At 65.4% G+C, this 22,986-nt stretch carries 26 protein-coding genes, 2 tRNA genes and 2 pseudogenes; 16 read left to right on the top strand and 14 right to left on the bottom strand.

Going from position 1 to position 22,986, the window contains the following annotated elements; genetic code table 11:
* The first annotated feature begins 44 nt into the window (after nt 1-44).
* The 6 genes and pseudogenes from fdhE to AC1DE3_RS07915 all read left to right on the top strand — a co-directional run bounded on the left by fdhE (nt 45) and on the right by AC1DE3_RS07915 (nt 5,644).
* Complete coding sequence (fdhE, locus tag AC1DE3_RS07940) at nt 45-965, top strand: formate dehydrogenase accessory protein FdhE (protein ID WP_441512412.1); 921 nt, start codon at nt 45-47, stop codon at nt 963-965.
* Nucleotides 966-990: 25 nt separating this feature from the next.
* Complete coding sequence (selA, locus tag AC1DE3_RS07935) at nt 991-2,397, top strand: L-seryl-tRNA(Sec) selenium transferase (protein WP_441512411.1); 1,407 nt, start codon at nt 991-993, stop codon at nt 2,395-2,397.
* Nucleotides 2,384-3,145: a tetratricopeptide repeat protein gene (locus AC1DE3_RS07930; RefSeq protein WP_476780585.1), complete on the top strand. Its 762-nt coding sequence runs from the start codon at nt 2,384-2,386 to the stop codon at nt 3,143-3,145. The genes selA and AC1DE3_RS07930 overlap by 14 nt, the downstream gene beginning before the upstream one ends.
* A pseudogene (gene selB / locus AC1DE3_RS07925) lies at nt 3,142-4,959 on the top strand (selenocysteine-specific translation elongation factor); the annotation flags it as partial. The gene AC1DE3_RS07930 and the pseudogene selB, both read left to right, overlap by 4 nt.
* Nucleotides 4,960-5,064: 105 nt before the next feature.
* A tRNA-Sec gene (locus AC1DE3_RS07920) sits at nt 5,065-5,160 on the top strand.
* A 103-nt stretch (nt 5,161-5,263) separates the two neighbouring features.
* Complete coding sequence (locus tag AC1DE3_RS07915; protein WP_441512409.1) at nt 5,264-5,644, top strand: hypothetical protein; 381 nt, start codon at nt 5,264-5,266, stop codon at nt 5,642-5,644.
* A gap of 122 nt (nt 5,645-5,766) precedes the next feature.
* On the opposite strand, the gene selD is transcribed toward AC1DE3_RS07915, so the two are convergent.
* The 3 genes from selD to AC1DE3_RS07900 are packed head-to-tail and all read right to left on the bottom strand — an operon-like array spanning nt 5,767 to nt 8,473.
* On the bottom strand, nt 5,767-6,843 hold the full coding sequence (selD, locus tag AC1DE3_RS07910) for a selenide, water dikinase SelD (RefSeq protein ID WP_441512408.1): 1,077 nt from the start codon (nt 6,841-6,843) through the stop codon (nt 5,767-5,769).
* 59 nt (nt 6,844-6,902) lie between these two features.
* Nucleotides 6,903-7,997 (bottom strand): transglutaminase-like domain-containing protein, encoded by a 1,095-nt coding sequence (locus AC1DE3_RS07905; protein WP_441512407.1) that lies wholly within the window; start codon nt 7,995-7,997, stop codon nt 6,903-6,905.
* Nucleotides 7,994-8,473, bottom strand: coding sequence for a TlpA disulfide reductase family protein (locus AC1DE3_RS07900; RefSeq protein WP_441512406.1), 480 nt, complete (start codon nt 8,471-8,473; stop codon nt 7,994-7,996). Before AC1DE3_RS07900 ends, AC1DE3_RS07905 begins: the two co-directional genes overlap by 4 nt.
* Before the next feature lie 292 nt (nt 8,474-8,765).
* On the opposite strand from AC1DE3_RS07900, the gene AC1DE3_RS07895 reads away from it, so the two are divergent.
* From AC1DE3_RS07895 to AC1DE3_RS07860, 8 genes and pseudogenes are all read left to right on the top strand, one after another.
* A complete protein-coding gene (locus AC1DE3_RS07895) occupies nt 8,766-8,969 on the top strand; it encodes a hypothetical protein (RefSeq protein WP_441512405.1) in 204 nt (67 codons plus the stop codon).
* A 179-nt stretch (nt 8,970-9,148) separates the two neighbouring features.
* Nucleotides 9,149-9,469: a hypothetical protein gene (locus tag AC1DE3_RS07890; protein ID WP_441512404.1), complete on the top strand. Its 321-nt coding sequence runs from the start codon at nt 9,149-9,151 to the stop codon at nt 9,467-9,469.
* 155 nt (nt 9,470-9,624) lie between these two features.
* A tRNA-Phe gene (locus tag AC1DE3_RS07885) sits at nt 9,625-9,700 on the top strand.
* A 163-nt stretch (nt 9,701-9,863) separates the two neighbouring features.
* Complete coding sequence (locus AC1DE3_RS07880) at nt 9,864-11,090, top strand: tyrosine-type recombinase/integrase (protein WP_476852306.1); 1,227 nt, start codon at nt 9,864-9,866, stop codon at nt 11,088-11,090.
* A complete protein-coding gene (locus tag AC1DE3_RS07875; protein WP_476852305.1) occupies nt 11,090-11,893 on the top strand; it encodes a hypothetical protein in 804 nt (267 codons plus the stop codon). Before AC1DE3_RS07880 ends, AC1DE3_RS07875 begins: the two co-directional genes overlap by 1 nt.
* A 94-nt stretch (nt 11,894-11,987) precedes the next feature.
* Nucleotides 11,988-12,215 (top strand): helix-turn-helix domain-containing protein, encoded by a 228-nt coding sequence (locus AC1DE3_RS07870; protein ID WP_441512401.1) that lies wholly within the window; start codon nt 11,988-11,990, stop codon nt 12,213-12,215.
* 9 nt (nt 12,216-12,224) lie between these two features.
* On the top strand, nt 12,225-12,437 hold the full coding sequence (locus AC1DE3_RS07865; protein WP_441512400.1) for a hypothetical protein: 213 nt from the start codon (nt 12,225-12,227) through the stop codon (nt 12,435-12,437).
* 1 nt (nt 12,438) lies between these two features.
* Nucleotides 12,439-12,669 (top strand): annotated as a pseudogene (locus AC1DE3_RS07860) (hypothetical protein); the annotation flags it as partial.
* A 119-nt stretch (nt 12,670-12,788) separates the two neighbouring features.
* Here AC1DE3_RS07860 and AC1DE3_RS07855 read toward each other — a convergent pair.
* From AC1DE3_RS07855 to AC1DE3_RS07845, 3 genes are all read right to left on the bottom strand, one after another.
* The gene (locus AC1DE3_RS07855; protein ID WP_441512385.1) at nt 12,789-13,196 is read right to left on the bottom strand and encodes a hypothetical protein; all 408 of its coding nucleotides are present in this window, start codon (nt 13,194-13,196) and stop codon (nt 12,789-12,791) included.
* Nucleotides 13,193-13,543 (bottom strand): hypothetical protein, encoded by a 351-nt coding sequence (locus AC1DE3_RS07850; RefSeq protein WP_441512384.1) that lies wholly within the window; start codon nt 13,541-13,543, stop codon nt 13,193-13,195. Before AC1DE3_RS07850 ends, AC1DE3_RS07855 begins: the two co-directional genes overlap by 4 nt.
* A 573-nt stretch (nt 13,544-14,116) precedes the next feature.
* Nucleotides 14,117-14,389: a hypothetical protein gene (locus AC1DE3_RS07845; RefSeq protein ID WP_441512383.1), complete on the bottom strand. Its 273-nt coding sequence runs from the start codon at nt 14,387-14,389 to the stop codon at nt 14,117-14,119.
* Nucleotides 14,390-14,543: 154 nt separating this feature from the next.
* Between AC1DE3_RS07845 and AC1DE3_RS07840 the strand changes: the two genes are divergently transcribed.
* On the top strand, nt 14,544-14,885 hold the full coding sequence (locus AC1DE3_RS07840) for a hypothetical protein (RefSeq protein ID WP_441512382.1): 342 nt from the start codon (nt 14,544-14,546) through the stop codon (nt 14,883-14,885).
* A gap of 995 nt (nt 14,886-15,880) precedes the next feature.
* Here the strand turns inward: AC1DE3_RS07840 and AC1DE3_RS07835 are convergent.
* The 4 genes from AC1DE3_RS07835 to AC1DE3_RS07820 form a co-directional block, all read right to left on the bottom strand.
* The gene (locus AC1DE3_RS07835; RefSeq protein ID WP_441512381.1) at nt 15,881-16,165 is read right to left on the bottom strand and encodes a hypothetical protein; all 285 of its coding nucleotides are present in this window, start codon (nt 16,163-16,165) and stop codon (nt 15,881-15,883) included.
* An 11-nt stretch (nt 16,166-16,176) separates the two neighbouring features.
* Nucleotides 16,177-16,443 carry a hypothetical protein gene (locus tag AC1DE3_RS07830; RefSeq protein WP_441512380.1) on the bottom strand — a complete coding sequence of 89 codons (267 nt, stop codon included), beginning with the start codon at nt 16,441-16,443 and terminating at the stop codon, nt 16,177-16,179.
* 199 nt (nt 16,444-16,642) lie between these two features.
* Nucleotides 16,643-16,846 (bottom strand): DNA gyrase inhibitor YacG, encoded by a 204-nt coding sequence (gene yacG, locus AC1DE3_RS07825; RefSeq protein WP_441512379.1) that lies wholly within the window; start codon nt 16,844-16,846, stop codon nt 16,643-16,645.
* 181 nt (nt 16,847-17,027) lie between these two features.
* Nucleotides 17,028-17,636 (bottom strand): Maf-like protein, encoded by a 609-nt coding sequence (locus AC1DE3_RS07820; protein ID WP_441512378.1) that lies wholly within the window; start codon nt 17,634-17,636, stop codon nt 17,028-17,030.
* A gap of 293 nt (nt 17,637-17,929) precedes the next feature.
* On the opposite strand from AC1DE3_RS07820, the gene AC1DE3_RS07815 reads away from it, so the two are divergent.
* The gene (locus AC1DE3_RS07815; RefSeq protein WP_441512377.1) at nt 17,930-18,313 is read left to right on the top strand and encodes a hypothetical protein; all 384 of its coding nucleotides are present in this window, start codon (nt 17,930-17,932) and stop codon (nt 18,311-18,313) included.
* A 77-nt stretch (nt 18,314-18,390) separates the two neighbouring features.
* Here AC1DE3_RS07815 and AC1DE3_RS07810 read toward each other — a convergent pair whose 3' ends face one another.
* The 4 genes from AC1DE3_RS07810 to AC1DE3_RS07795 form a co-directional block, all read right to left on the bottom strand.
* Nucleotides 18,391-19,236 carry a CDP-alcohol phosphatidyltransferase family protein gene (locus tag AC1DE3_RS07810; RefSeq protein ID WP_441512376.1) on the bottom strand — a complete coding sequence of 282 codons (846 nt, stop codon included), beginning with the start codon at nt 19,234-19,236 and terminating at the stop codon, nt 18,391-18,393.
* Nucleotides 19,237-19,316: 80 nt separating this feature from the next.
* The gene (locus tag AC1DE3_RS07805) at nt 19,317-20,018 is read right to left on the bottom strand and encodes a phosphatidylserine decarboxylase (protein WP_441512375.1); all 702 of its coding nucleotides are present in this window, start codon (nt 20,016-20,018) and stop codon (nt 19,317-19,319) included.
* A 287-nt stretch (nt 20,019-20,305) separates the two neighbouring features.
* On the bottom strand, nt 20,306-20,794 hold the full coding sequence (locus AC1DE3_RS07800) for a hypothetical protein (RefSeq protein WP_441512374.1): 489 nt from the start codon (nt 20,792-20,794) through the stop codon (nt 20,306-20,308).
* A gap of 219 nt (nt 20,795-21,013) precedes the next feature.
* Entirely contained in the window at nt 21,014-22,927 is a 1,914-nt protein-coding gene (locus AC1DE3_RS07795) for an ABCB family ABC transporter ATP-binding protein/permease (protein WP_441512373.1), read from the bottom strand.
* Nucleotides 22,928-22,986: the final 59 nt, after the last annotated feature.

The following is a 22,986-nucleotide window of genomic DNA, read 5'->3' as shown; positions in this document are numbered from 1 at the left end:
GCCGCTCCGCCTCCCGTGACCGGTGCGGTTCGAGAGGACAGTGAATGAGTGACGATCCGGGCTTCGCCGCCTTCGAAGATGTCGGTATCGCCGAACGCGACAAGCCGCCTTTCGTCAGATTGCCGAAGCCGGAAAGCCTGTTCGGCCTGCGCGCGATGCGCTTCGCGGCGCTCGCTCCGGGCCATCAGCTCGAAGCCTATCTCCTCTTCCTCTCCGAGCTTTCGAAGGTGCAGGACAAGCTGGCGCGCGAGCTGCCGCCCCCTGCCCTGCCATCACTGGCGCAGATGCGCCAACGCGCCGGCCACGCGATGCCGATCCTGCCGCGTGAGGAGTTGGCCGACGATCCCACCACTTCGGAAGCCTTTGCGCGGCTCGTGACGCTGCTCGCCGATGTCGCGATGCCCGATCTCGCCCGCGCCGCGCTCGATCGTGCCGGCAAAGCCGACGACGAAGGTCGGCGGGCGATGTTCGCTGCGGTTCTGGCGGATGCCGTCCCGGTCGAGGCCTTCGCCGAGCACATCTTCGCCGCGGCGGCCGTGCAGATCGTCGCGGCGCAACGCGCGGCGCAGCTCGACCCTGTCCTGCCGCAACCTGTCGCCGACGGCGTCTGCCCCTGCTGCGGTGGACCGCCCGTCAGCAGCACGGTGGTCGGCGACGCCAATATCGAGGGCGTGCGCTATGTCCAGTGCTCGCTCTGCGCGACGCAATGGAACCATGTCCGGGTCAAGTGCGTCTCGTGTGGGTCGACCAAAGGCATCGCCTATCAGGCGATCGAAGGCATCGCCGATACGATCAAGGCCGAGATCTGCGACGAGTGCCGGACCTATGTGAAGATCCTGAACCAGCGCAAGGACATGGAGTTGGAACCCGTAGCGGACGATGTCGCAAGCCTCGGCCTCGACCTGCTGGTGAAAGAGGCCGGCTGGCGGCGCGCGGGAGTGAACCCATTCCTGCTCGGCTACTGATCAAGCGTCTCCCGGAGGGAGCCTGATGAACAAGCCCGAACGCTTCCGCCCGCCATCGGTTGACACCGTGCTGCACAGTGCCGGCGGCGAACTCGCCATCGCTCGCCATGGACGGGCAGCGGCCACCGATGCGATCCGGCAGGTTCTGGAGCAGTTGCGTGCCGGCGGCCAGCCGCCCGCCGCCTCCCTCGAACAGGTCAGCCGCATGGCGCTGGATTGGCTGGAAGAGCGCGGGCGGCCCTCGCAGCGCCCGGTCATCAACCTGACCGGCACGGTGCTGCACACCAATCTAGGCCGCGCCCTCCTCGCCGAGGAGGCGATCGAGGCCGTGGTCACCGCCATGCGCGCGCCAACCAATCTCGAATACGAGATCGAAGCCGGTCAGCGCGGCGAGCGCGACGCCCATGTGCGCGATCTGATCCGCGAACTGACAGGCGCCGAGGATGCGATCCTCGTCAACAACAACGCCTCGGCCGTACTGCTGGTGCTCAACACCCTCTCAAGGAACCGCGAGGCCATCGTCTCGCGCGGCGAGCTGATCGAGATCGGCGGCGCCTTCCGCATGCCGGACATCATGGCGCGTGCCGGCGCCGTGCTGCGCGAGGTCGGCACGACGAACCGCACGCATCTCAGGGACTATGCCGAAGCCATCGGCCCTGAGACGGGGCTGCTGATGAAGGTTCACACCTCGAACTATGTGGTGCAAGGCTTCACCGCCGAGGTGGAGCCGGCGGCGCTGGCCAAGCTCGCAGACCAGCACGGCCTGCCCTTCGTCGACGATCTCGGCTCGGGCACGCTGATCGATCTGTCGCGCTGGGGTTTGCGCAAGGAGAAGACGGTCCAGGACGCGCTGAAGGGCGGCGCCGATCTCGTCACCTTCTCCGGCGACAAGCTGCTGGGTGGGCCGCAGGCCGGCATCGTCGCCGGGCGCAGGGATCTGATCGCCAAGCTGGCGAAAAACCCGCTGAAGCGGGCGCTGCGCCTCGACAAGCTCAGGCTGGCGGCGCTCGAAGCCACGCTACGGCTCTACCGCGATCCCGACCGCCTGTCGCAGCGCCTGCCGACGCTCAGGCTGTTCACGCGGACGGCGGCGGAACTGCGAACCGCAGCGGAGCGTCTCCTGCCCGGCCTCATCGGCTCGCTCGGCCCAAGCTGGCAGGTCGAGGTCATCGACTGCGCCAGCCAGATCGGCTCCGGCGCGCTGCCCCTGGAGACGCTGCCGAGCGCTGGTCTTGCGCTGCGCCCGGCCGGCAAGACGACCGGTTCGGCCATCGAGAAGCTGGCTGCGGCCTTTCGGGCCGTCCCGGTGCCGATCATTGGAAGGATCGCGCAGGGAGCGCTGATCTTCGACCTGCGCTGTCTCGAGGACGAGGCGCTTTTCGCCGCGCAGCTCGCTGCGCTAAACGCGGAGCCGAGCAATGGGCTGGCTTGAGCGCTTCTTCCGCAAGGATTCCATGGGCGTGCCCGAGAGCGGCCATGATGTGGCGGCGGCCATGGCCGAGGCGGCCGCCGCTGTCGAGCGCTGCGATCATGCGGCCGCGCTCGCGATCTGGGGTCCGCTCGCCCATGCCGGCTTCAGTCGTGCCCAGAACAATATCGGCGCCTGCTTCGCCGAAGGCTACGGCGTCGACCGCGACCCGGCGCTGGCCCTGCGCTGGCTGACGCTTTCAGCCGAGGGCAGCGATCCGGTCGGGCAGCGCAATCTTGCGGCCCTTCATTTCAAGGGCGATGGCGTTGAGCAGAACGACGACGAGGCGCTGCGCCTCTACCGCCTCGCAGCCGAACAGGGCGACGCCCCCGCCCAGGACATGCTGTCGTGGATGTTGCTGGAAGGCGGGCGCGTCACCGATCGCGCCGAGGCTCTGCGCTGGGCGCAGGCCGCGGCCAAGAGCGGGATAGCCACCAGCATGACCAGGCTCGGCATGATGCATCACGATGCGCTCGGCGTTGAGCGCGACGCGACGCTGGCCTCGCAATGGTGGCAGCGCGGGATGGCGGCAGGGGACCCGGACTCCGAAGCGATGCTCGGCGCCGCGACCCTGCTCGGCCAGGGCGTGCCGCAGGATGCCGGCCGCGCGCTCGCCCTCCTGCTCGCCGCCGAGGCGAAGGGCAGCCTGCTCGCGGCTCCCTTCATCAAAGCCGCACGGGTTGCCGCTGCCCCGGCGGAGGCCGGGTCATGATCATCGGCACGGCCGGTCATATCGACCACGGCAAGACTTCGCTGGTCAGGCGACTGACCGGCGTGGATACCGACCGGCTGAAGGAGGAGAAGGCGCGCGGCATCAGCATCGCGCTCGGCTTCGCCTATTGGCCGCAGGCGGACGGCAGCATCATCGGCTTCATCGACGTGCCCGGCCACGAGAAGTTCGTCCATACGATGCTGGCCGGCGCCTCCGGCATCGACCTGCTTCTGCTCGTCGTGGCGGCGGATGACGGGGTGATGCCGCAGACGCGCGAGCATGTCGCCATCGCCCGGCTGCTCGGCATCGGACAGGCTGTCGTGGCGCTCACCAAGGCGGATCTGGCCGATCCGGATCGGTTGGCCGCTGCCACAAACGAGATCGCAAACCTGCTCGCCAAGACGCCCTTCGCGGAGGCGCCGATCCTGCCCGTCTCGACCGTGACCGGTGACGGCATCGCCGCGCTATCTACATTGCTTGCCGAGAAAGCGCATGCGAGCCGGCCGCAGCATAGCGATGGCGCCTTCCGCCTCGCCGTCGATCGCTGCTTCACCCTCCAGGGCACGGGCACGGTGGTGACCGGCACCGTGCTGTCCGGCAATGTCGCCGTGGGCGACAGCGTCATCGTTTCGCCGGCCGGGACAGTGGCACGTGTGCGCTCGGTCCACGCCCAGAACCGCCCGGCCGAGCGCGGCGCAGCGGGAGATCGCTGTGCGCTCAACCTCGCCGGGCCGGGCATTTCCAAGGACGCCATCCGGCATGGCGACATCGTGCTGGTACCCTCCCTTCATGCACCGACACTGCGGCTCGATGCAGAGGTTACGGTGCTGCCCACAGAGGCGAAGCCGCTGACGATGTGGCAGCCGGTGCGGCTGCACCATGCGGCGGCGGAGGTCGGAGCGCGCATCGTGCTGCTCGGGGAGGAGATCGTCCCCGGCGCCACGGCTCCCGTTCAGCTCGTCCTCGACACCCCTCTGGCCGCCTCGGCGCTCGACCGCTTTGTGCTGCGCGACGCCAGCGCCTCGCGCACCATCGGCGGCGGACGCATTCTCGACCTCCGCGCGCCGGAGCGCCGGCGCCGCAGCCCGGAGCGGCTGGCACAGCTCGCGGCGCTCGGGCTGTCCGACCCGGCCGAGGCGCTGCGCGCGCTCCTGTCCCTGCCGCCGCATCACATCGACCTCGACGGTTTCGTCCGAGATCGCGCGCTCGGAGCCGCGGCGAACGGCGAACTGGCTGCCGGGCTTGGTCTTGTCCGGATCGGCTCGCTCGCGATGCTGCCCGAAAACTGGCGGGACCTCTCGCAGGCGACGGTCGAGCGGCTCGACGTCTGGCATGCCGAGCATCCCGATTTGCCCGGCATGGGCCTGGAGCGCTTGCGCCTTGCCGTCGCGCCACGCCTGCCTGCGCCGCTCTTCCGGATGGTGCTGGGGCGATTTGCCGATAGCGGCTTGCTCGTCATGGCCGGTTCATGGGTCCGGCGCCCTGAGCACGAGGTCAGGCTCTCGCCCGAGGACGAGGCGCTCTGGTCGCGGATCGCGCCGCTGATCGATGCGCAGGAGCGGTTCCGGCCTCCGCGCGTGCGCGATATCGGCCAGATGCTTGGCCACCGCGAAGAGGACATCCGCCGCTTGTTCCGGCTAGCTGGCCGGCGCGGCGATGTTCACGAGGTTGCGCTCGACCACTTCTTCCTGCGGGCGACCTTGACCGAGATGGTCGGCATCGCCGTGGAGCTTGCAGGCACCGATCCGGCCGGCTTTAACGCCGCGCAGTTTCGCGACAGGCTCGACAACGGCCGAAAGGTGGCTATCCAGATACTCGAATTCTTCGATCGTCATGGCCTCACCATCCGCCGCGGCGATCTCAGGCGCATCAACCGGCAAAGGCTCGATCTGTTCGGCCCGCAGCCGGGGATGCCCGATGGAGGAGAAGCGTCCCCGGTGGGGCGTCCGGACTTCAAATCCGGGAGGGGCCGTCAGACGGTCTCTGGTGGGTTCGACTCCCATTCTCTTCCGCCAATTCACTGAGGCGGCATGATCGATAGCGCGGCCCCTGCCCTCGACCCGATCTTGCATTTCGAGTGCGCCGCCGATGCGGCCTGCCCGACCGAGGGTTCGCCGCGTGTCGACATCTAAAGGTCTTGGAACCGATTTCGACCGCTGGCTCGGAAAACTCTTCCGCAAGGGCCCGTTCACCGCGCTGATCGTGCTCGTGAAGATCACCGAGCCGAAGGTGGAGCCGCTGCGCTCGACCTTCGTCCATGTCGTCGGCGACGAGATCGACTGGGGCGATATCGTCCTGATGCTGCGCGGTGCCGGCGTGAGCTGGGACGGAGCGGCCTTCTTTCCGACGCGCGACGAGGGCGGCGGCCTCGTGCCCGATGACCTGGCCCGCAAGCGGCTGCGCGAGCTGGAAGACACCCTGCGCGAAGACCGGTTGGTTCTCAACAAGGGCGCCTTCTTCGACGTCTGGGGGCGGAATCTGGAAATCAGGGAGGCCTGAGCAGCCTCCATCGCCATGCTCGGGCTTGATCCGAGCATCTCAGGCAGGAGAAGGCGCCCTCTTCGGGAAGAGATTCTCGGGTCTTCGCTATCCTCGGCCCGAGAATGACGGAGTCTCTCTTGTCAGGCCGCCACGACCCGCCCCGGTCCCGCCTCGACCGCGCCGATGATCCGCGCGGCCGGATAGCCCGCCGCCTTGATCCGCGTGAGGATGTCCTGCGCCCGCTCCGCCTTGCAGGAGACCAGAAGCCCGCCGGAGGTCTGCGGATCGGTCAGCAAATGGCGCCGCCAGTCCGGCAACCCGGCCGGCAACTCGGCGCCTTCGCCATAGCTTGCCCAGTTGCGGTGCGAGGCGCCGGTCACCCTGCCCTCCTGCGACAGCCGTTCTGCCTGCGAAAGGAACGGCAGATCGGCCAGTTTCAACCGCAGCGTGGCTCCGGAACCGCGCGCCATTTCCAGCCCGTGGCCGAGGATGCCGAAGCCGGTGACATCCGTGATGGCGTGGACATCGTCATCCTCCGCCAATTCGGCGCCGATGCGGTTGAGCAAGGTCACAGATGCGATCATCTCGTCATAGGCCGCCGGCGAGAGCTGTTCCTTCTTGAAGGCGGCCGAATAGATGCCGACGCCCAGCGCCTTGGTCAGGATCAGCGCATCGCCGGGCCTTGCCCCGCTGTTGCGGCGCAGATTCCGTGGATTCAGAAGCCCGATCACCGCCAGGCCGTAGATCGGCTCGGGCGCATCGATCGAGTGGCCGCCCGCGACGGGGATGCCGGCCTCGGCGCAGATCGAGGCGCCGCCCATCAAAATCTCGCGTGTCGTCTCGATCGGCAACTTGTCGAGCGGCATGCCGAGGATCGCCAGCGCCATGATCGGCTTGCCACCCATGGCGTAGACATCCGAGATCGCATTGGCCGCGGCGATGCGGCCGAAATCACGGGGGTCGTCGACCATCGGCATGAAGAAATCCGTGGTGGCGACCACACATGTATTCTCATCGACCTGCCACACGGCCGCATCGTCACCTGTCTCGGTGCCGACGAGAAGCTGCTTGTAAGGCCCCGCGGCCGGATGCTCGGCCAGGAGCCGCTGGAGCACCGAGGGCGCCAGCTTGCAGCCGCAGCCGCCGCCATGCGCCAGGCTGGTCAGCCGGGGGGCGGCAGGCTTCGCCGGCGTTTCAAGCTCGATCGTGTCATTCATCATCGGTCTCCGGGCGGCATGGCCGGGCGCCGACGCGGCCCCGGCCGGGGACGACGTCGTCAGGCGGTGATCTCGGCCGCCCTGATCGTGTATTTGAAGGTGTCGGGATCGAGGCAATCGAGCAGCGCCCCGGCCACCTCCGCCTGTGGATACATCAGGAAGCCGACCTTGTGCTTCGAACCCGGCAATTCGAGGTCATGCGCCATGTTGTAGCCGAGCCAGTTGCCCTCCCAGGCGCCGAACAGGGCCTCGCGCGCGGCGACGACCTTCGGATTATCGACGGCATTGTTGCCGGGCGGCTCCTCGAGCACGACCTTGCGGACGTCGGCGGGATCGGTCGCGACCCAACCATGGCCTTCGAGCCAGATTTCGGCGCGGCAGTGCTGGGCCTTGGTGATGACTTCCGAACCGGCGCCCAGGCTCTTGTAGCCGAATTGAGAAGGCGCGACGCGAATGCCGTAGATATCGCGCGCGGGGATGCCGACCGAGCGCACGAGCGCGACATAGAGCGCATTGAGATCGGCGCATTTGCCGCCGAGGTTGCCGCTGCGCAGCATCGAGGCGACGTCGCCGGTGCCGCAACCGCGGGTTTTCGCATCGCGGAAGGTATTCGCGACGACCCATTGGTAGATCGCGCGCGCCTTGTCGATATCGCTGGCGTTGCCGGCAGCGGCCTTCTCGGCGGTTTCCTTGACGATGCCGTCCGTCGGCATGAGCTCGGTCGCCTCCAGATAGAGCCTGCGCTCGGCCGCGCCCAGCGCCGGCGCCGTGCCCGCAGCGAAATCCTCGGCGCGGTCGCGCAAGGCGAAACGGCTGCGGACCTCGACGGCCGGGGCCGCCGCCCCCTCCTTGAAGACGACATGCAGCATCCGTGCGCCGTATTTCGGATCGCTGACGACCTCGGCGGAGGCCGCATTGGTCTGCCAGTCGTTGCGAGCCGGCTTGATCCAGTCGACCTCGGTGACGGAGGGCAGCGGAACCCAGGCCTGCGCCTTCCCCCGCCCAGCCAGATCGAGCCGCGTCACCACCTCGAAATCGCGCCATTTGCCGGGCTTGGGAGCGAAGGCGGGTGCCTGCGCGATGCCCGCGCGCGGCAGCACAAGTGCCGCCCCCGCGGCGGCACCGGTCCTGAGCATATCGCGACGGCTGATCATGGTGTGCTCCTTCCCTTGTCGTCGTTGGCGTCGGATGGGCTTGATTTGGCTCCGACCATGGCTTCGAGCGCGGCCAGCACCGGCGGGCTGATCCAGTCGAGCGGCTCGGCGGCGAGCGCGACGGGGCGCAGATCGCGATCGAGCACGAAACTCGTCGGCAGCCCCTCCACCCGCCAGCGTTTCATGGCCGCACGGTCGCGGTCGAGCAGGATCGGGAAACGCACCGGGCGCTGCCGAAAGAAATTGCGGACCCGCGCATCGACCTCGCCGACATCGACGGCAAGGATGCTCGCACCCGCGCCGAGCCGCGCCGCCAGCGCATCGAGCGAGGCCAACTCCTCGACGCAGGGCGCGCACCATGTCGCGAAGAAATGAACGATGACGGGGCGGCCGCGCAGATCGGCGAGATCGATCGCCGGGCCATCAAGACGGTCGAGTGCAAGCGCCGGCGACGCTTCGTCGGGCCATGGCAGCAAATCTCCCGCAAATGCCCGCGCCGCTGCGAGGCACAAGGGGAGACCGGCCAGCGCCAGGAGAAAGCGCCTCCGCGGTCGATCCGATCGATGAGCGCCCCGGCACGCGGGAGCTGCGACGGCAAGCACGCGCCATCCTTTCCCGCGCGGTTGCCAGCGTCAATAGCGCCTTTTGGTGGGTGGTGGGCCTCAGCCGCCGCGATTCATGCGGACACGCGCTGCGGCGCCGAAACCAAAAGTCAGCTGCATTGCACCATCCCCTTTCCCCTACCCCGAAGCAGGATCATCCGGCACGATGATGAAGCTCGAAGCTCCTGCTTGTCATCGGAAACGCCGCGAGCTGTGGCCTGGCGCTGTAGCTGGCGCTGGAGGGAAACGCCGTGATGGCGCTCCGCTGGTCATCGTGGTGGCCGCTCTGGTCCGGACGCTCGTGCGCATCGTCAATGGCAAGTATTTTCGCCCTGCGGAAACGCCGATCGCCCAGGATTCCGAGGATTGAGCCGGCTGGGACCCGAGCACATCTCCTCTCCGATCAAATTTGCCGCAAGCTGAAATGGCCGCCGTACAGAAGCAGGTAACCAAACGTCATGCTTGGCGCTGATCGGCGCTGCCTTCGGTGCTATTTTCGATCTGGCCGACAGAACAATCTCCTTCTGAGGGGGAACCATGGCTGAGAGGGTGAAGGAGCTGCTGGCGCGCGACATAGAGACCCTGCGCGCCGATGTGCTCAAGGCTGGCGTCCTCAATGCGAAGGCGTTGCAGGAGAGTGCCGAAAACCATGTGGCGCACCTCTATGAGGTTCTCCGCGAATCCCAGGCTCTGCAGGATGCGTCGTTCCTCGTGGTGAACCGTGTCATTGCCTTCGCCCGGCTCCTCTACGGCCAGGCGGCGATCCTCGAATCGGAGCAGGCGCGACGCGAAGCACTGATGGCGGTGGATCGCCTGGCGACGGTGATCGACCGCGCCGCGTGGCGGGAAGAAGCCCAGATGCCGGCCTGAGGCCGGCACCATTCCCGCCATTTCCCAGCTCGCGGGGCCAGATTTCTCCACACTTGCACAGGGACTGTAGAAAGCCGGCTGAAGTGACTGGACAGGCCTGACGACAGCCTCTATATCGCCCCCACCAACACGGACGGCGCGTCGCGCCCCGGGGCGCCCAGGTAGCTCAGTTGGTAGAGCATGCGACTGAAAATCGCAGTGTCGGTGGTTCGATTCCGCCCCTGGGCACCATTCACGCTTCCAAGCGCTTCCACAGACCTCCAAAAAGCCCGCATTTCCGGCGGTTTTGGCCTAGCTTGAGCCTTCAGACTTCAACTGCCGTCCATTGACATCCAATCAGGGTGTTGGCCACGTTGCTCCCTATCGGCCAACAGGCGATTTGGAGCGGCCAACAATGGCGGGTTTGACGGACGTAAAAGTTCGCTCGGCGAAGTCTCCCGATCGTATCTCGAAGCTCTCCGACGGCGGCGGTTTGCAGCTCTGGGTGACCCCCGCTGGCGGCAAACACTGGAAGCTGGCCTATCGATTCGACGGGAAGCAGAAAAAACTTCCGATCGGTCCATACCCCCAGATCGGGTTGGCCGATGCCCGTGATCGCCGAGAGGTTGCGAAGCGGCTGCTGGCCCGCGGGATTGACCCACTCGTCCACGAGAAGACGGAGAAGGCCGCAGAGGAGAAGGCCGCCGCCGTCACCTTCCGGCTGGTCGCCGGCGAGCTCGTCGAGCGGAAGGAGCGCGAAGAGCGAGCTGCATCCACTATCGTGAAAACGCGCTGGCTTCTCGATTTCGCCTATCCCGATATCGGTGACCGCCCGATCACGGAGATCAAACCCGCCGATGTCCTGGCCGTGCTCCGCAAGGTCGAGGCGCGCGGCCGGTTGGAATCCGCTCGCCGCCTCCGTTCGGTCATCGGCGAGGTGTTCCGGTACGCCATCGCGACCGCGCGCGCAGAGCATGACCCGACGGGACCGCTGAAAGGCGCTCTCCTCACCCCCAAAGCCAAACATCGCGCCGCGCTGGTCGACAGGAAGGCTCTGGGCGCGCTGCTAGGCGCGATCGATGGGTACGACGGCCAGCCCGTGACGCGGCATGCTCTGAAGCTCCTCGCCATGCTCTTCCCCCGGCCCGGTGAGCTTCGACTTGCGCACTGGAGCGAGTTCGATTGGGAAAAGGCGATCTGGACCATCCCCGCCGCCCGCACGAAGATGCGCCGGCCGCACAAGGTTCCGCTCCCCCGGCAAGCACTCGACGTGCTCACCGATCTCCACCGGCTCACCGGCTATGGCAAGCTCTGCTTCCCTGGTGTCGGGAGAGGCAGCCGTGCCGGCCTTCCTGTCGAGCCTCGCCCGATCTCAGAGAACACGCTGAACGGCGCGCTGCGGCGCCTGGGCTATGGTTCGGATGAAGCGACAGCCCACGGCTTTCGCGCCAGCGCTTCAACCCTCCTCAACGAGTCGGGGCTCTGGAACCCCGACGCGATCGAGCGCGCCCTTGCGCATGTGGAAGACGACGATGTCAGGCGCGCCTACGCCCGAGGCGAGCATTGGAACGAGCGGGTCCGGATGGCTCAGTGGTGGGCCGATGAGCTTAATGCGATGCGTGCTGATCGGAGGAAAGACTGATGTTGGTCGATCCCCCGCTCCAATATCATCTGCCGCAGCACGGGTGGATTAGGCTCAATAGAGCGATCGATGGGATTCCTGAGATCCGAGAAGAATTCGTCGACTGGCTTGAGTACGGGCTCGCGGATGCCCTGCCGAATGCCACGGTGTTGGATATAGATTTCATCGAAGTCACTCATAACGAACTCTGTGTGATCTTTGATGGCTCTGGGCTGCATTCCCCCCCTCCACCGCCCGGGAGCGCTTCAGAGGATGCATACCGAGCCATCGAGCGATGTGCTTGGCGCGCTGAGAGGGTGGCGGCAGAAGCATTGAACTCGCTGGTCAGTGACGGTCGAACCGTCGTCTTCGCGAGGAAGCACGAGCACGATGCCGACCTTCAGCAGGTGCCGGCGTTCGTATGGTCAGCAATGCAGCACACCAGTATGCGCGAGGCCAGCGCAACGTTGCCTTCGGGTAAGACATACTACGACGTCCATCTGCAGCTTCAGCCCGAGTTGCGATCGGAGGCAGAGGCGCAGGACCTTACGGTACTGGACGAAGATTTCAGCCGCGCTGCAGCGACGCTGCTGGTGACGCGGCTCGAGGATGCGATGCGCGCAAAGGCGCCGAGCCGGTTGAAGAAGGAAGAAGCGAAATCGCTGCTCGGATTCGTCAAAGATCGCCGGGCGAAGCTCTTCATGGAAGTGTGGCGGACAGCATGTGGGCGCCTGAACCCCCTCCAAGAAGCCGGCGCGATCAGTTTCGTCGGACGGTACGGTGAACCGAGCGGCAATCCTGCCCACATCAAGGATAATGGGTAACAGCAAATCTTTTAGGGGTTAAATTTCCGGAGTTTATCGCCGACGATCATCTGAGCATCTTCCATGCGTCAACACCGATGCATGGAGACGGCCGGTGACTACCAAAGCAATCAAGTATCATACCCTGAAAGCTGCCGCTGACCTTCTGAGCTGCAGTGTCTCGCAGATCTACAACTATGTAGCCGCCGATCGCATCGTCGCTGTGAAGATGGACGGGAAGACGCTGATCTCCGATGAGGAGATTGCGCGCTTCCAGTCTTCTCTGCCTCGTATGGTCAGCCAGATGCGAGCGCCTGGCGGCAAGCCTGGCAAGGCAGCTTGAGGCTCGGCAATGTCCAGCTTCTCCGCTGCCGAGCTCGATGAGCTACTCGCCGATCACGACACGCTCGCGAACGTCGACGAGACGGTCGGAATCCTTCGCACCCTCGGCCTCGAGCCGCGGCCGGCGATCATCCGCGGTCAGGCCGCGCTGTACGAGGTCGAGCCGGAGCGCACCGAGCTTCTGGTCGCGCTGATCGGCCGGCGACTGCAGGCGGTTGGCTGATATGGCGATCGCGCCCATCGCTGAGCTTCGGACGGTCGACTGGACCGTTCAGGAGTTCTACCCCGCCCGCGCCGCGTGGCAGTCATGGGTCCGGTCTGACGCCAAACTCTCGATGACCGCCCGCTGCGTAGCCTTCGAAATTTCCGATCGCATGGGCCCAGACAACAATGGCTCATGGCCGAGCCAGAAGTTCATCGGTGCCCGGCTCGGCTGCAAAGAGCGGACGGTGCGCGAGGCTATATCCGAGCCAGCCTGCGCCCGGTGTCGAGCCCTACGACCCACCAAAGCGCCGCACATGCCGCCATGGGGATCTGCAGCCACCATCGGGCGATTAAGCTGGGCTCTTTCAAGTCACACTGCCCGTCGGCGCTTGCCTTTGGGGCGATCGCGTTCCAAGCGCTCCTTGAGCCTTTCAAGGCTCCGAAGGGCCGAATCCGGTCCCGGTCGGGTCTTCGTGATGTCGAACGACGTAGACGGGCTGGCGGCCTTTTCTCGGCTAGCGGACGCGGCGCGCGGCGCAGTGCGGCACAGCTCGATCATCTTCGCGATGGCAGCGAGCGACGTGTATTCACGCTTCCCGATGATCCAAGTCTCGAGGCGACCTCTGTCGCGCTCAGCTCGCAGCGTGCGGACCGTCATAGTGCCATCAGGGAAGGCGCGCCCCGCAGCCGCCTTGAGCGTCAGCGGGGCTTCCCGGTCGACCTGATCGACAGCGGTCACGCCTGCTGGCGCCGCCTGGCTCGCATCTTGATTGTTCATCGCTTCCGGCGCTCCCCTCGCTTCGGCAGCGATTTCAATCTCGCCTCCAAAATTGCTTGTCGAATGGATGGATCCACGGACGCATCGATAGCCATGGCATCCGCTCGCCCTACGGTGACATCTCCGCTCGCCAAGCGCTGCGCCCAATACTCGTTCGCATTGCGAGCACCCCCGCCGGGCTGCATCGCCATCTGGCTATCTAGCCAGGCGTCGATCGCCTTCAAGTCGAAATTGCCGATGTCCGGGTCCCGTCGCGGAAATCCACGCGCCAGGAGCTTGGGCAGAACGCGCTCGAACTCTCCCTCTGTGAGGTGCAGGCGGCGCACGGCCTTCGTGGCCGGCACCATGCGCGGATCAACCGGAAAGCGGACCTGATGCTGTCGCGGGGGTGTAGACATTGTAGCGATTTTCGCGACGACTCTTGTTGCCATCCCTGGCAGCGGTGGTCATGATGGGGAGGAGTTGAGGGGCGCGACGGCCGCCCCTCAACTCCTAGCCCCTGCCAGTCAGGGTTCCCCGCTGGGAAAAGCGCCGGGCATGTCTTTCTCAGGGGCCATGCCCGGCCGCTCCGTCGTCCTGACTCGCGCAGAATGCCTGTGGCACTCAGGCCCCCGCAAGGAAGCTGCTTAGGAAATTCGGCTTTTCGTTTAGAAAAAGCACGCGCGCGGTTTTCCGAATGGCTGGGATGTGCCTTGCAACCCGCTGGGAACAAAAGGGGTTTGTTCATGCTCGCGCTGTTGATCTGCCCCGAATCTTTTTTTTAGGCGCTGTGGACACAACCCGTTGTTTTCGTTGCGAAAATCGCAACGATTCCCGGCTCGTAAATCCTTTATCCATCAAGTATTTGATTTGTAACGGCTTTTCATGAGCGGCAATGAGTCGTCGTTGACCGGTGTTCCGCTTTGTTTCTCCCGGCCAAGTCAAGAGATGCGGCGATCGACGATCCAGCTCTCCACGAGCTGGCGCGGACCCGACATATAAAGCGGCACGCATAGCCCTGGCGCTTCGTCGACTGAGACGAAAAGCTCTTGATGCGGTTTCGACAAAACGTGTGCTGGCACCAGCGTGATATGCGCCAGGTGGGCGCCGGCGGGGAGCCCGTTCACTGAATTCCCTGCGATCTGATAATCGCCGTCTATGAAGGGCTGGTCAGGCAAGCCGATAGCGGCCGCCGAGTCGGTGCTCGTCGTCATGGTTGACCTCTAATGGTGATAAACGCACCATTAGTGATATTTCTATGTTCGGTTTGATGTCAACCGCATTCGGTGATAATTTCACCATATGAAGCCAGTTCAATGTCGTATGGCGCGAGCCGCCCTATCTTGGAGCACCACCGATTTGGCCAAAATGGCCGATGTCGGCTCCAACACGGTCAACCGTTTTGAGGCCGGGCAAGACGCTCGGCTTAGCAGCATCGATAAAATGCGGATCGCCTTGGAAAATGCGGGCGTCATTTTCGTCGCTGAGAATGGCGAGGGCCCGGGCGTGCGTCTACGCAAGGCGCGGCCGGTATCATCTGAGGCCGAGCAGGTCGCTAGTGCCGATGACGCGCGTTCTCAAGCCGCTGACGCCGCCGATGCGATGATGAGCGATATGGGTGGCAGCGCCGGCGAGAAAGCCGATCGTCGAGGCACGCTGACCGATGAACCCGCAATGGTGGCAAAGGCCAAGGGCCGCAAGAAGAGCTGACCGATCATCCAGTGCGACAATCTGTCCAGGAATTGGGAACCGAACCACGTGCGTAGCGGGGCGTGTTGGCCGATGCGTTGGCCGATTTGTTGCTAAACGGGAATCAAACTCCCTAATGCGTCAACAACTTAGCTCGAAAACGCATCTCCGCCCCTGGCACCATTCGTTTTTCCAAAAGGTTTGAAAGACTGTTTTTGGGCGGCGCCAGCTTGCGGCAAGCAGTCGCTGCCCGGCCACGCGCGAGAGCCTTGGGATTCTCAGAACAGGAAGTGCCAGGCGCCGTAGCCGATCAGTCCGATCCAGGTGGTCATCGTCAGCGCGATGGCAGCCAGATAGAGCGAACCAATCAGACGATCCATGTCGACCTCGCCAGCTTGAGAACGACCGACCGCCACGCCGAACAATCAAACCAAAGATCTGGCGCGGCATCAGACTGGTCGGGCTTTGACGCTACCTAGCGTGCGAGAACGACATCTTCCTCCTTCAATCGGATGATTGCGTCAGAACGCCGCGCCCCGGCCGGCCGGCGCTGCAAGACTTCGATGTGTTGGAGAGGGAGCGATGCCGCCTCCCAACGGCGCGCTCCCTCTCCGCAGGCGCCGGCGCCGGACTCGCCTGCGAGGGCCATGTCTGGCTGGCCCATTCCGAAGACGAGTGGCTATGCTCTTAAATGGGAGGAACCCGCCCGGCGGTTACGGCCGGATTAAATCGGCGTCAGGCGCCAAAGCTAATGCGCTACCACCATCGGCACGACGACGGCAGCAAAGATGACGGCGACAATGGCCGTTCTCATCCAAACAGCGAGGAAACGACTGTTGAACAGCACCTGGGCCTCCCTGCATTTCTCGTTCGTCGACCGAAGACGAACACAGGCGGGACGCCGCGGCAATCGACCATTCGATGTCGAATCGCGACCCCGATCGCGTTGGGAAGGCCCGCCCCGAAACGCTGCGGGCATCGCCAGCGGACGGGGCCGCGAGGCGTCGCAGGCAGCCTCAGCCCAGGCGCCGGTCGCGCATATCCTCGATGCGCTCGACGATGCCGCGATGCTCCGCTAGCAGTTCCTGGAGCGGACCGATGGGCCTGAAGGCCGCCAGATCCTGCTGCTCCTCGCCTTGCGCACACCATGCCGCGATGGCGGCATCGGCAGCGGCCAAGGCCTCTTCCGTGAGGTTGAGGTCAGACGCTATCCCGGTCTCTTCCCCCAGGCGAATGGCGATCTGCCGGCGAAGCCGCTGCTCGCAGGCGATGACCGCGTCGAGCTCGTCGGTATAGGCCATGATATCGCCGTTCAGTGCACAGTCGCGAGATCGTCCTCGTCGGGGTCGATCAGCTTCGCCAGGCCGAGTTGCTCGACGCCGTCGGTGAATTCCGCGAAGGCCTCGGCGTCCGTCGCGAAGCTGTCCTGCCAGACCGTCGAGCCGCCCTCCTCGTCGATGAGCTCGAGCGTCCAGCCCTCTGTCCCGTCGACCCGGTAGATCTCGACCTGGACGGTGACGCCGTCTTCGGTGAAGCGCTGTGACAATGGCGAGCGGATGATGTCGGGAAAATCGGTCATTCCACAGCCTAGCAGGTCCCAGTCCGGCTTGCAGCATGCGATCAGGCAGCGGTCGCAACCCGCCTATTCCCGCCGCGCCGAGTTCTGGTCGCAAAAAGGCCGACCGGATCTCGTGCCGGTGGCCGCGAGAAACATCGCCGCATCATCCGCCGCCGCGGTTCTCACGCCCGGAGCGAGGCCGTCCGGACGGGCCAGCGCCTCAATTCTCGCGATCAGGCTGGGGCGGAGCCTCTTCAGCCTCCTCGATCGGTTCGCCGGGAATCACATAGCTTCCCTTCAGCCAGCGGCCGAGGTCGATATCGGCGCAGCGCGCCGAGCAAAACGGTTTGAAGCGCGCCACCGCGGGCTTGCCGCAGATCGAGCAGGGCTTCGCAGCCGGCGCCGGCTTGTCGGTTTCAGTCATATTTGAGCGTGATGCCTCCATCCACGGCCAGTTCGACCCCGGTGCCATAGATCGCCATGCGTCCTATCGGATGCAACGGCGGCGATCCACCCGTCTGTGATGGCACCGGCCGGCCCCACTTTTCAGTCGAAAGCAGCGCACTCATCGTGCCGGGACCCGACGTCGTGTGCGGGCAACCCCCTCAGGCGGCGTTCATCCAGCCGAAGCGGATCGGGAAGCCTTCTCCGCCCAGCAGATTGACTGTCTCATAGAGCGGAAGGCCGACGACGCCGGTATAGGAGCCCACCAGCTTGATGACGAAGGAGCCGGCTATGCCCTGAACGGCATAGCCGCCCGCCTTGCCGCGCCATTCTCCGGAGGCGAGGTAGTGCTCGATGTCCTCAGTCGAGAGCCGCTTGAAGCGCAGCCGGGTCTCGACGATGCGGTCCCGAATCGTTCCCGAGGGTGTTACGAGTGCAACGCCCGTATAGACACGATGCGCGCGCCCGGAGAGCAGGCGCAGGCAGGCCGCCGCCTCGTCCACGATCTCGGCCTTGGGCAGGATGCGCCGGCCGACAGCGACCACCGTATCGGCCGCGACGATGTAGCAGCCCTCCAGATCCGCGCGCGCCTTCGCCCCTTCTCGCGCAGCCTCCGCCTTTTCGCGCGCCAGCCGCCGGGCGAGATCGCGCGGGCGCTCACCCTTGTGCGGCGTTTCGTCGAGATCGGCCGGCAACAGCGCATCGGGCTTCAGCCCGGCCTGCTCGAGCAATGCGAGGCGGCGCGGGGAAGCCGAGGCGAGCACCAGCATCGGGCGCCAGCCGGGATGTTTGGGGGAGGAGAAAAAACTCAAAAGACAGCCCGACACTTTTCCGTCACCGGAGACGCCCGGCGCGTGACCAGCCTTAATGTATTTCGGCGCAGCGATAAATCCGCAACCGCGGCGCGAACCGTCTGTGTCAACGGTCGTTGGAGCCCGCTGCCCCGCGCTTCCTGCATAAAGCAGGGCGGGAGAACTGGTATACTACTGGTTGCCAAGTCGAGCCAGCAACGGCAGGATCGATTCCCCTCGGCATGACGCCGCATCGTTTTGGGAGTTTGTCCATGCCGAGCACGCGCAAGTCATCGCGCTCCGCCATCGCGACGGGAGCAGATGCACAAGTGCTTGCCGCGCGCGTGCTGACCATGCAGGCCGAAGCCGGCCTCACCATCGCGATGCGGATGCCGATCCTGATGAAGGGCGCCTTCGGCGACAGCCACGGCCAGCGCGAAGCGACCAAGGCCGTGATGGAGAAGGTTTCCGCGGTGGTTGAGAGCAGCGTGGCCGCGACGCAGGCAGCCACGGCGTTCTGGTGGGGACTGGCGCTGCATCTGCCAGGCCAATTCGACTTCGCGGCAGCGGCGGTCCGCGTCGCCGACAGCACGCTGGAGCCCTTTGCGCGGCGCACCCGGGCCAACGCCGCCCGGCTCAGTGGCGGCCGGCGCTAAAAGCGCGCGCCTGGAGACCGTTTTACCGATCGGCTTGCACCGCGAACCGATCGGCGAATCCGTCTCTGGCTTACATCTCAGACTGGTTCTTGCGGAGCGTCACTGCCCACGGCGGCAGCGGGTGACGACAAGCCATGCTCGCGCTCGAGCTTGCGGTAGCGCGCCACGCTCACCGGGATGAGCGCGAGATAGGCCAGAACCACGACGGTCAGCACCTCGAAAGTGTAGGCGAAGAGCAGCCCTGCCACGATCACGACAGCGACAAAGATCGGCAGCACCTGGGTTCGCGGGATGCGCGTTCCCAGCGTCTTGCCGGCATAGCAGGGGATGCGCGAGATCGTCAGGAAGGCGATGAACAGGATGTAGATGCCGACGAAGATCGCGCCATATTCCTGCACGGGAACGCCGATGATGTGCAGATAGACCGGCAGCATGGCCGTGATCGCCCCAGCCGGCGCCGGCATGCCGACGAAGAACTCCTTCTGCCAGTCCGGCCGGTCCGGATCGTCGATCATGACGTTGAAGCGCGCGAGGCGCAGCGCCATGGCGCAGGCCAGCGTCAGCACGATGATCCAGCCGAAGGACTTGAGGTCGTGCAGGACGAAGATCCACAGCACATAGCCCGTGGCGACGCCGAAATTGACGAAATCCGAAAGCGAATCGAGCTCGGCTCCGAAGCGGGACGTGCCCTTGAGCAGGCGCGCCAGACGGCCATCAACGCCATCCAGCCCCGCAGCGATCAGAATGCAGATCGTCGCCGTTTCAAGCTTGCCCTCGACGACGAGGCGCATCGCCGTCAGGCCGAGGCAAAGAGCCAGCAGCGTAATGACATTGGGCGCCAGCAGCCGGAAGGGGATCGGCTTGAAGCGAGCGCGCTTTGATTCGGCGCGCTCGGGCTCGAAAGGAGGAAACAGGTCGCTCATGCCTGCCGAAATACGCGGTTTCTCAAATCCGCGCTAGCAGCGGAGGACGTGGCGAGGCACGTCGTCCCCACCCTACCCTCTCAGAGGTCGCGGAAGCTACGCGCGACCGGCTCGTTACCGCTCATATCGGCCAGCACGGTCTCGCCGGCGATCGCGGTCTGCCCGACGCCGACCAGCGGCACGACATGCGTCGGCAGATAGACGTCGACGCGCGAGCCGAAGCGGATGAGGCCGAAACGCTCGCCCGTCGCGAGCGTATCGCCCTGCTTGACGAAGGGAACGATGCGGCGCGCCACCAGGCCCGCGATCTGGACGACGCCGACGATGCCGGAGGCGGTCTCGATCGCCAGCGCGTTGCGCTCGTTGTCGTCGCTGGCCTTGTCGAGTTCGGCATTGAGGAAGAGGCCCGGCGTATAGGCGATCTTGGCGATGCGGCCCGGCACCGGCGTGCGGTTCACGTGGCAATCGAAGACGTTCATGAAGATCGAGATGCGCGTCATCGGCTCGGCCGGCAGCTCGAGCTCCGGCGGCGGCAGGGACTGGGCGATTTGGCTGATGCGGCCGTCGGCGGGCGAGATCACCAGCCCTTCTCGCTGCGGCGTGACGCGGACGGGATCGCGGAAGAAGTAGCAGATCCAGACCGTGATGATCGCGCCGACCCAGCCAAAGGGCGACCAGAGATTGGCGAGGATGATCGTGGCCACCAGCCCGATGGCGATGAAGACATAGCCCTCCTTGTGGATGGGCACGATCACCTTGCGGACGGAATCGACGAGAGACATGAGGCGGTATCCGTTGAACCTGTCGGCGCATCGAGCGCGCGTGAACGACGATGCCCTGGCATGCACGGCCACGGGCGTTGCGCTGATTTAGGGCCTTCTGCCCGCCAGGGAAAGCCCGGAAGCTGCGACATTGCGGCGGATTCACCGCTCAAACGTGCTGCAGGCCGGAATCCACGTCGTCCCCCCGTGCACCGGAGTGGAAACCGATGGAGAGGTATGGCGCCAGCCGCGCGACCGGAAGCAGGCCGCGCCGCGGACACCGGACCTCAGAAGCCGCAACCCCTCCCCTAGACGATCCGTGGCATCTGGACGAAGCGAACCGCCGCTCTCCAGGTCAGGAAGCCGAAGGCGAACAGCACTATTGTTTCGGCGATGGCGAAGGGAGGTTCCGACTGGGTCGGGGCCAACGCCCGCAGGGCCGGGATCTTGCCGAACATTTGCGCCACCAGCACGAAGACCAGCAAGTAGAACGACAGCATCGCTGTGATCGCATAGGTACGGCGCCAGCCTCCTTCCAGCCTCCGTCCATACAACGCGAAGGCCGCAATTGCGACCAGAGCGATATGGATCGCGCCGATGATGTGGGATGGCAGGATGCCGCTGAAGGGAAAGCCGAAGCCGGTCGCGCTGGTGGCGAAGGCGGTCGACAGGAAAACGCCTGTCCAGCCCGGCCGTGTATGTCCGTGGAGCAATCCGGCCGCGACCGGAATCCCGGCCACGATCGCGATCAGGCTGAGCCAGGTGTGAAAGCCTACGAATGTCGTCGGATCAAACATGGCAGCCGCTCCCCCAATGCCTTTGCCCTGCGGCCGGAGCATGCAGGAAACACGCCGAAGTTGCGAGCGGTTTTAAACTGGCGAGAGGCGCATGGCTGACGGCATATCCGTCATGGTCGGGCTTGTCCCCGACCATCCAGGTCCTCCTCTGGCGAGGCCAGTGTTCAAGACGTGGATGCTCGCCACAAGAGCGGGCATGACGGGGCGCCGACCGCGCCGCTATGTGGCCAGGCTCACCCTGACGCTCTCGCCTTCCGCCTCGGTGGCGCGCTGGAGCGTGGCCTTGGCCTCGTCGACCTCGCGCTGGCGGTTCCACATCGCGGCATAGACGCCGTCCGCGGCGAGCAGGTCGCGATGATGGCCGCGTTCGACGATGACGCCCTTGTCGAGCACGATGATCTCGTCGGCATTCACCACGGTCGAGAGCCGATGCGCGATGACGAGGGTCGTGCGGCCCTCGCTGACCCGGTCGAGCGCGTCCTGGATTTCCTTTTCCGTGAAGGAATCGAGCGCCGAAGTCGCCTCGTCAAGGACGAGCACCGGCGGCCCCTTCAGGATCGTCCTGGCGATGGCGACGCGCTGCTTCTCGCCGCCCGAGAGCTTGAGGCCGCGCTCGCCGACCGATGTCGCATAGCCCTCCGGCAAGAGGCGGATGAAGCGGTCGATCTGGGCGAGGCGAGCGGCCTCCTCGACCTCCTCCGCCGTCGCATCGGGGCGGCCATAGCGGATGTTGTATTCGATGGTGTCGTTGAACAGCACCGTGTCCTGCGGGACCATGCCGATGGCGGCGCGCAGGGAGACCTGCTGGATATCGGCGATAGGCTGGCCGTCGATCAGGATGCGGCCCTTCTGCGGCTCGTAGAAGCGGAAGAGCAGGCGCGAGATCGTCGACTTGCCGGCGCCCGACGGGCCAACGATCGCAACCGTTTGCCCCGGCAGGACCTTGAACGAGACGCCGCGCAGGATCGGCCGCTCCGGCACATAGGCGAAATGCACGTCCTCGAAGGCGACCTCGCCGGCAGGGACCTGCAGCGGCTTCGCGCCGGGCTTGTCCTGGATCTCGGGGTCGCGGCCGATCAGCGAGAACATCTGGGCGATGTCGAGCGTCGCCTGCTTGATCTCGCGATAGACGGTGCCCATGAAATTCAGCGGCAAATAGAGTTGGATCAGCATCGCGTTGATCAGGATGAGATCGCCGACCGTGTTGGTGCCGGCCTGAAAACCGCGCACCGCCATCACCATCGACAGCGTCAGCCCCACCGCGAAGATCGCGGCCTGGCCGAAATTGAGCCAGGCAAGCGAGGTGTAGGACTTGATCGAATTACGCTCGTAGCGCGCCATCGACTGGTCGTAGCGCGCGGTCTCGCGCGCCTCGGCGCCGAAATACTTCACCGTCTCGTAGTTGAGCAGCGAGTCGATTGCCTTGGCATTGGCGTCGGTATCCGACTCGTTCATCGCCGAGCGGATGGCGATGCGCCACTCCGTCGCCTTGATGGTGTAGGTCATGTAGGCCGTGACCATCGTCACCAGCACCACGACATAGCGCCAGTCGAACAGGTACAGCAGCACGGCGATGATCAGCACGACCTCGATGATCACCGGCACGAGTTGGTTGAGGCCGAGGCGCACCATCTCCTCGATGCCGTTGCGGCCGCGCTCCAGCACGCGGGTGAGCCCGCCCGTCTTGCGCTCCAGATGGAAGCGCAGCGAGAGATGGTGGAGATGGCCGAAGGTTTGCAATGCAAGCGTCCGCACCGCATGCATGAAGACCGGCGCGAAAATGGCGTCGCGCATCTGGACGAAGGCGGCTGCGCCGACGCGGGCCAGACCATAGAGGACCGTCAAGGCCAGCGGTGCGCCGACCAGCCAGGGAAGCCATTTCTCAAGATTGGAATAGGTGCCGGCGAGCGCGTCCGTTATCCATTTGAAGGTGAAGGGCACGCCCATCAGCACCAGCCGCCCGCACAACATCAGGGCGAAGGCCGCGACGACGCGGCTGCGCAGGTCGGCACGTTCCGCCGGCCAGAGATAGGGCCAGAGCGCGCGGAAGGTCGCGAAGAAGCCGGAGCCCGGCTGGATGGCGGCAGAACGGTGGAAGCTCGACGCCGGAGGGGGCGCTGACGGCGCGGACATTTTCAAACGATTCCAGTTGGCGCGCCCGTATAGACCCAATTGCGCGCCGATGCATGCGG

The organism is Allobosea sp. 10L417 (assembly GCF_056395485.1).
This window is presented reverse-complemented; position numbering and strand designations above follow the sequence as displayed.

Excerpts from the sequence above, each read along its gene's own strand:
- fdhE (WP_441512412.1), top strand. The coding sequence starts at position 45 with ATGAGTGACGATCCGGGCTTCGCCGCCTTCGAAGATGTCGGTATCGCC.
- AC1DE3_RS07795 (WP_441512373.1), bottom strand. The coding sequence starts at position 22,927 with ATGTCCGCGCCGTCAGCGCCCCCTCCGGCGTCGAGCTTCCACCGTTCT.
- AC1DE3_RS07855 (WP_441512385.1), bottom strand. The coding sequence starts at position 13,196 with ATGAACAATCAAGATGCGAGCCAGGCGGCGCCAGCAGGCGTGACCGCT.
- AC1DE3_RS07805 (WP_441512375.1), bottom strand. The coding sequence starts at position 20,018 with ATGTCTCTCGTCGATTCCGTCCGCAAGGTGATCGTGCCCATCCACAAG.
- AC1DE3_RS07800 (WP_441512374.1), bottom strand. The coding sequence starts at position 20,794 with ATGTTTGATCCGACGACATTCGTAGGCTTTCACACCTGGCTCAGCCTG.
- AC1DE3_RS07835 (WP_441512381.1), bottom strand. The coding sequence starts at position 16,165 with ATGGCCTATACCGACGAGCTCGACGCGGTCATCGCCTGCGAGCAGCGG.
- AC1DE3_RS07875 (WP_476852305.1), top strand. The coding sequence starts at position 11,090 with ATGTTGGTCGATCCCCCGCTCCAATATCATCTGCCGCAGCACGGGTGG.
- yacG (WP_441512379.1), bottom strand. The coding sequence starts at position 16,846 with ATGACTGAAACCGACAAGCCGGCGCCGGCTGCGAAGCCCTGCTCGATC.
- AC1DE3_RS07840 (WP_441512382.1), top strand. The coding sequence starts at position 14,544 with ATGGCCGATGTCGGCTCCAACACGGTCAACCGTTTTGAGGCCGGGCAA.
- AC1DE3_RS07895 (WP_441512405.1), top strand. The coding sequence starts at position 8,766 with ATGATGAAGCTCGAAGCTCCTGCTTGTCATCGGAAACGCCGCGAGCTG.
- AC1DE3_RS07810 (WP_441512376.1), bottom strand. The coding sequence starts at position 19,236 with ATGAGCGACCTGTTTCCTCCTTTCGAGCCCGAGCGCGCCGAATCAAAG.
- selD (WP_441512408.1), bottom strand. The coding sequence starts at position 6,843 with ATGAATGACACGATCGAGCTTGAAACGCCGGCGAAGCCTGCCGCCCCC.
- AC1DE3_RS07930 (WP_476780585.1), top strand. The coding sequence starts at position 2,384 with ATGGGCTGGCTTGAGCGCTTCTTCCGCAAGGATTCCATGGGCGTGCCC.
- AC1DE3_RS07830 (WP_441512380.1), bottom strand. The coding sequence starts at position 16,443 with ATGACCGATTTTCCCGACATCATCCGCTCGCCATTGTCACAGCGCTTC.
- AC1DE3_RS07905 (WP_441512407.1), bottom strand. The coding sequence starts at position 7,997 with ATGATCAGCCGTCGCGATATGCTCAGGACCGGTGCCGCCGCGGGGGCG.
- AC1DE3_RS07815 (WP_441512377.1), top strand. The coding sequence starts at position 17,930 with ATGCCGAGCACGCGCAAGTCATCGCGCTCCGCCATCGCGACGGGAGCA.
- AC1DE3_RS07820 (WP_441512378.1), bottom strand. The coding sequence starts at position 17,636 with ATGCTGGTGCTCGCCTCGGCTTCCCCGCGCCGCCTCGCATTGCTCGAG.
- AC1DE3_RS07865 (WP_441512400.1), top strand. The coding sequence starts at position 12,225 with ATGTCCAGCTTCTCCGCTGCCGAGCTCGATGAGCTACTCGCCGATCAC.
- AC1DE3_RS07850 (WP_441512384.1), bottom strand. The coding sequence starts at position 13,543 with ATGGTGCCGGCCACGAAGGCCGTGCGCCGCCTGCACCTCACAGAGGGA.
- selA (WP_441512411.1), top strand. The coding sequence starts at position 991 with ATGAACAAGCCCGAACGCTTCCGCCCGCCATCGGTTGACACCGTGCTG.
- AC1DE3_RS07880 (WP_476852306.1), top strand. The coding sequence starts at position 9,864 with ATGGCGGGTTTGACGGACGTAAAAGTTCGCTCGGCGAAGTCTCCCGAT.
- AC1DE3_RS07845 (WP_441512383.1), bottom strand. The coding sequence starts at position 14,389 with ATGACGACGAGCACCGACTCGGCGGCCGCTATCGGCTTGCCTGACCAG.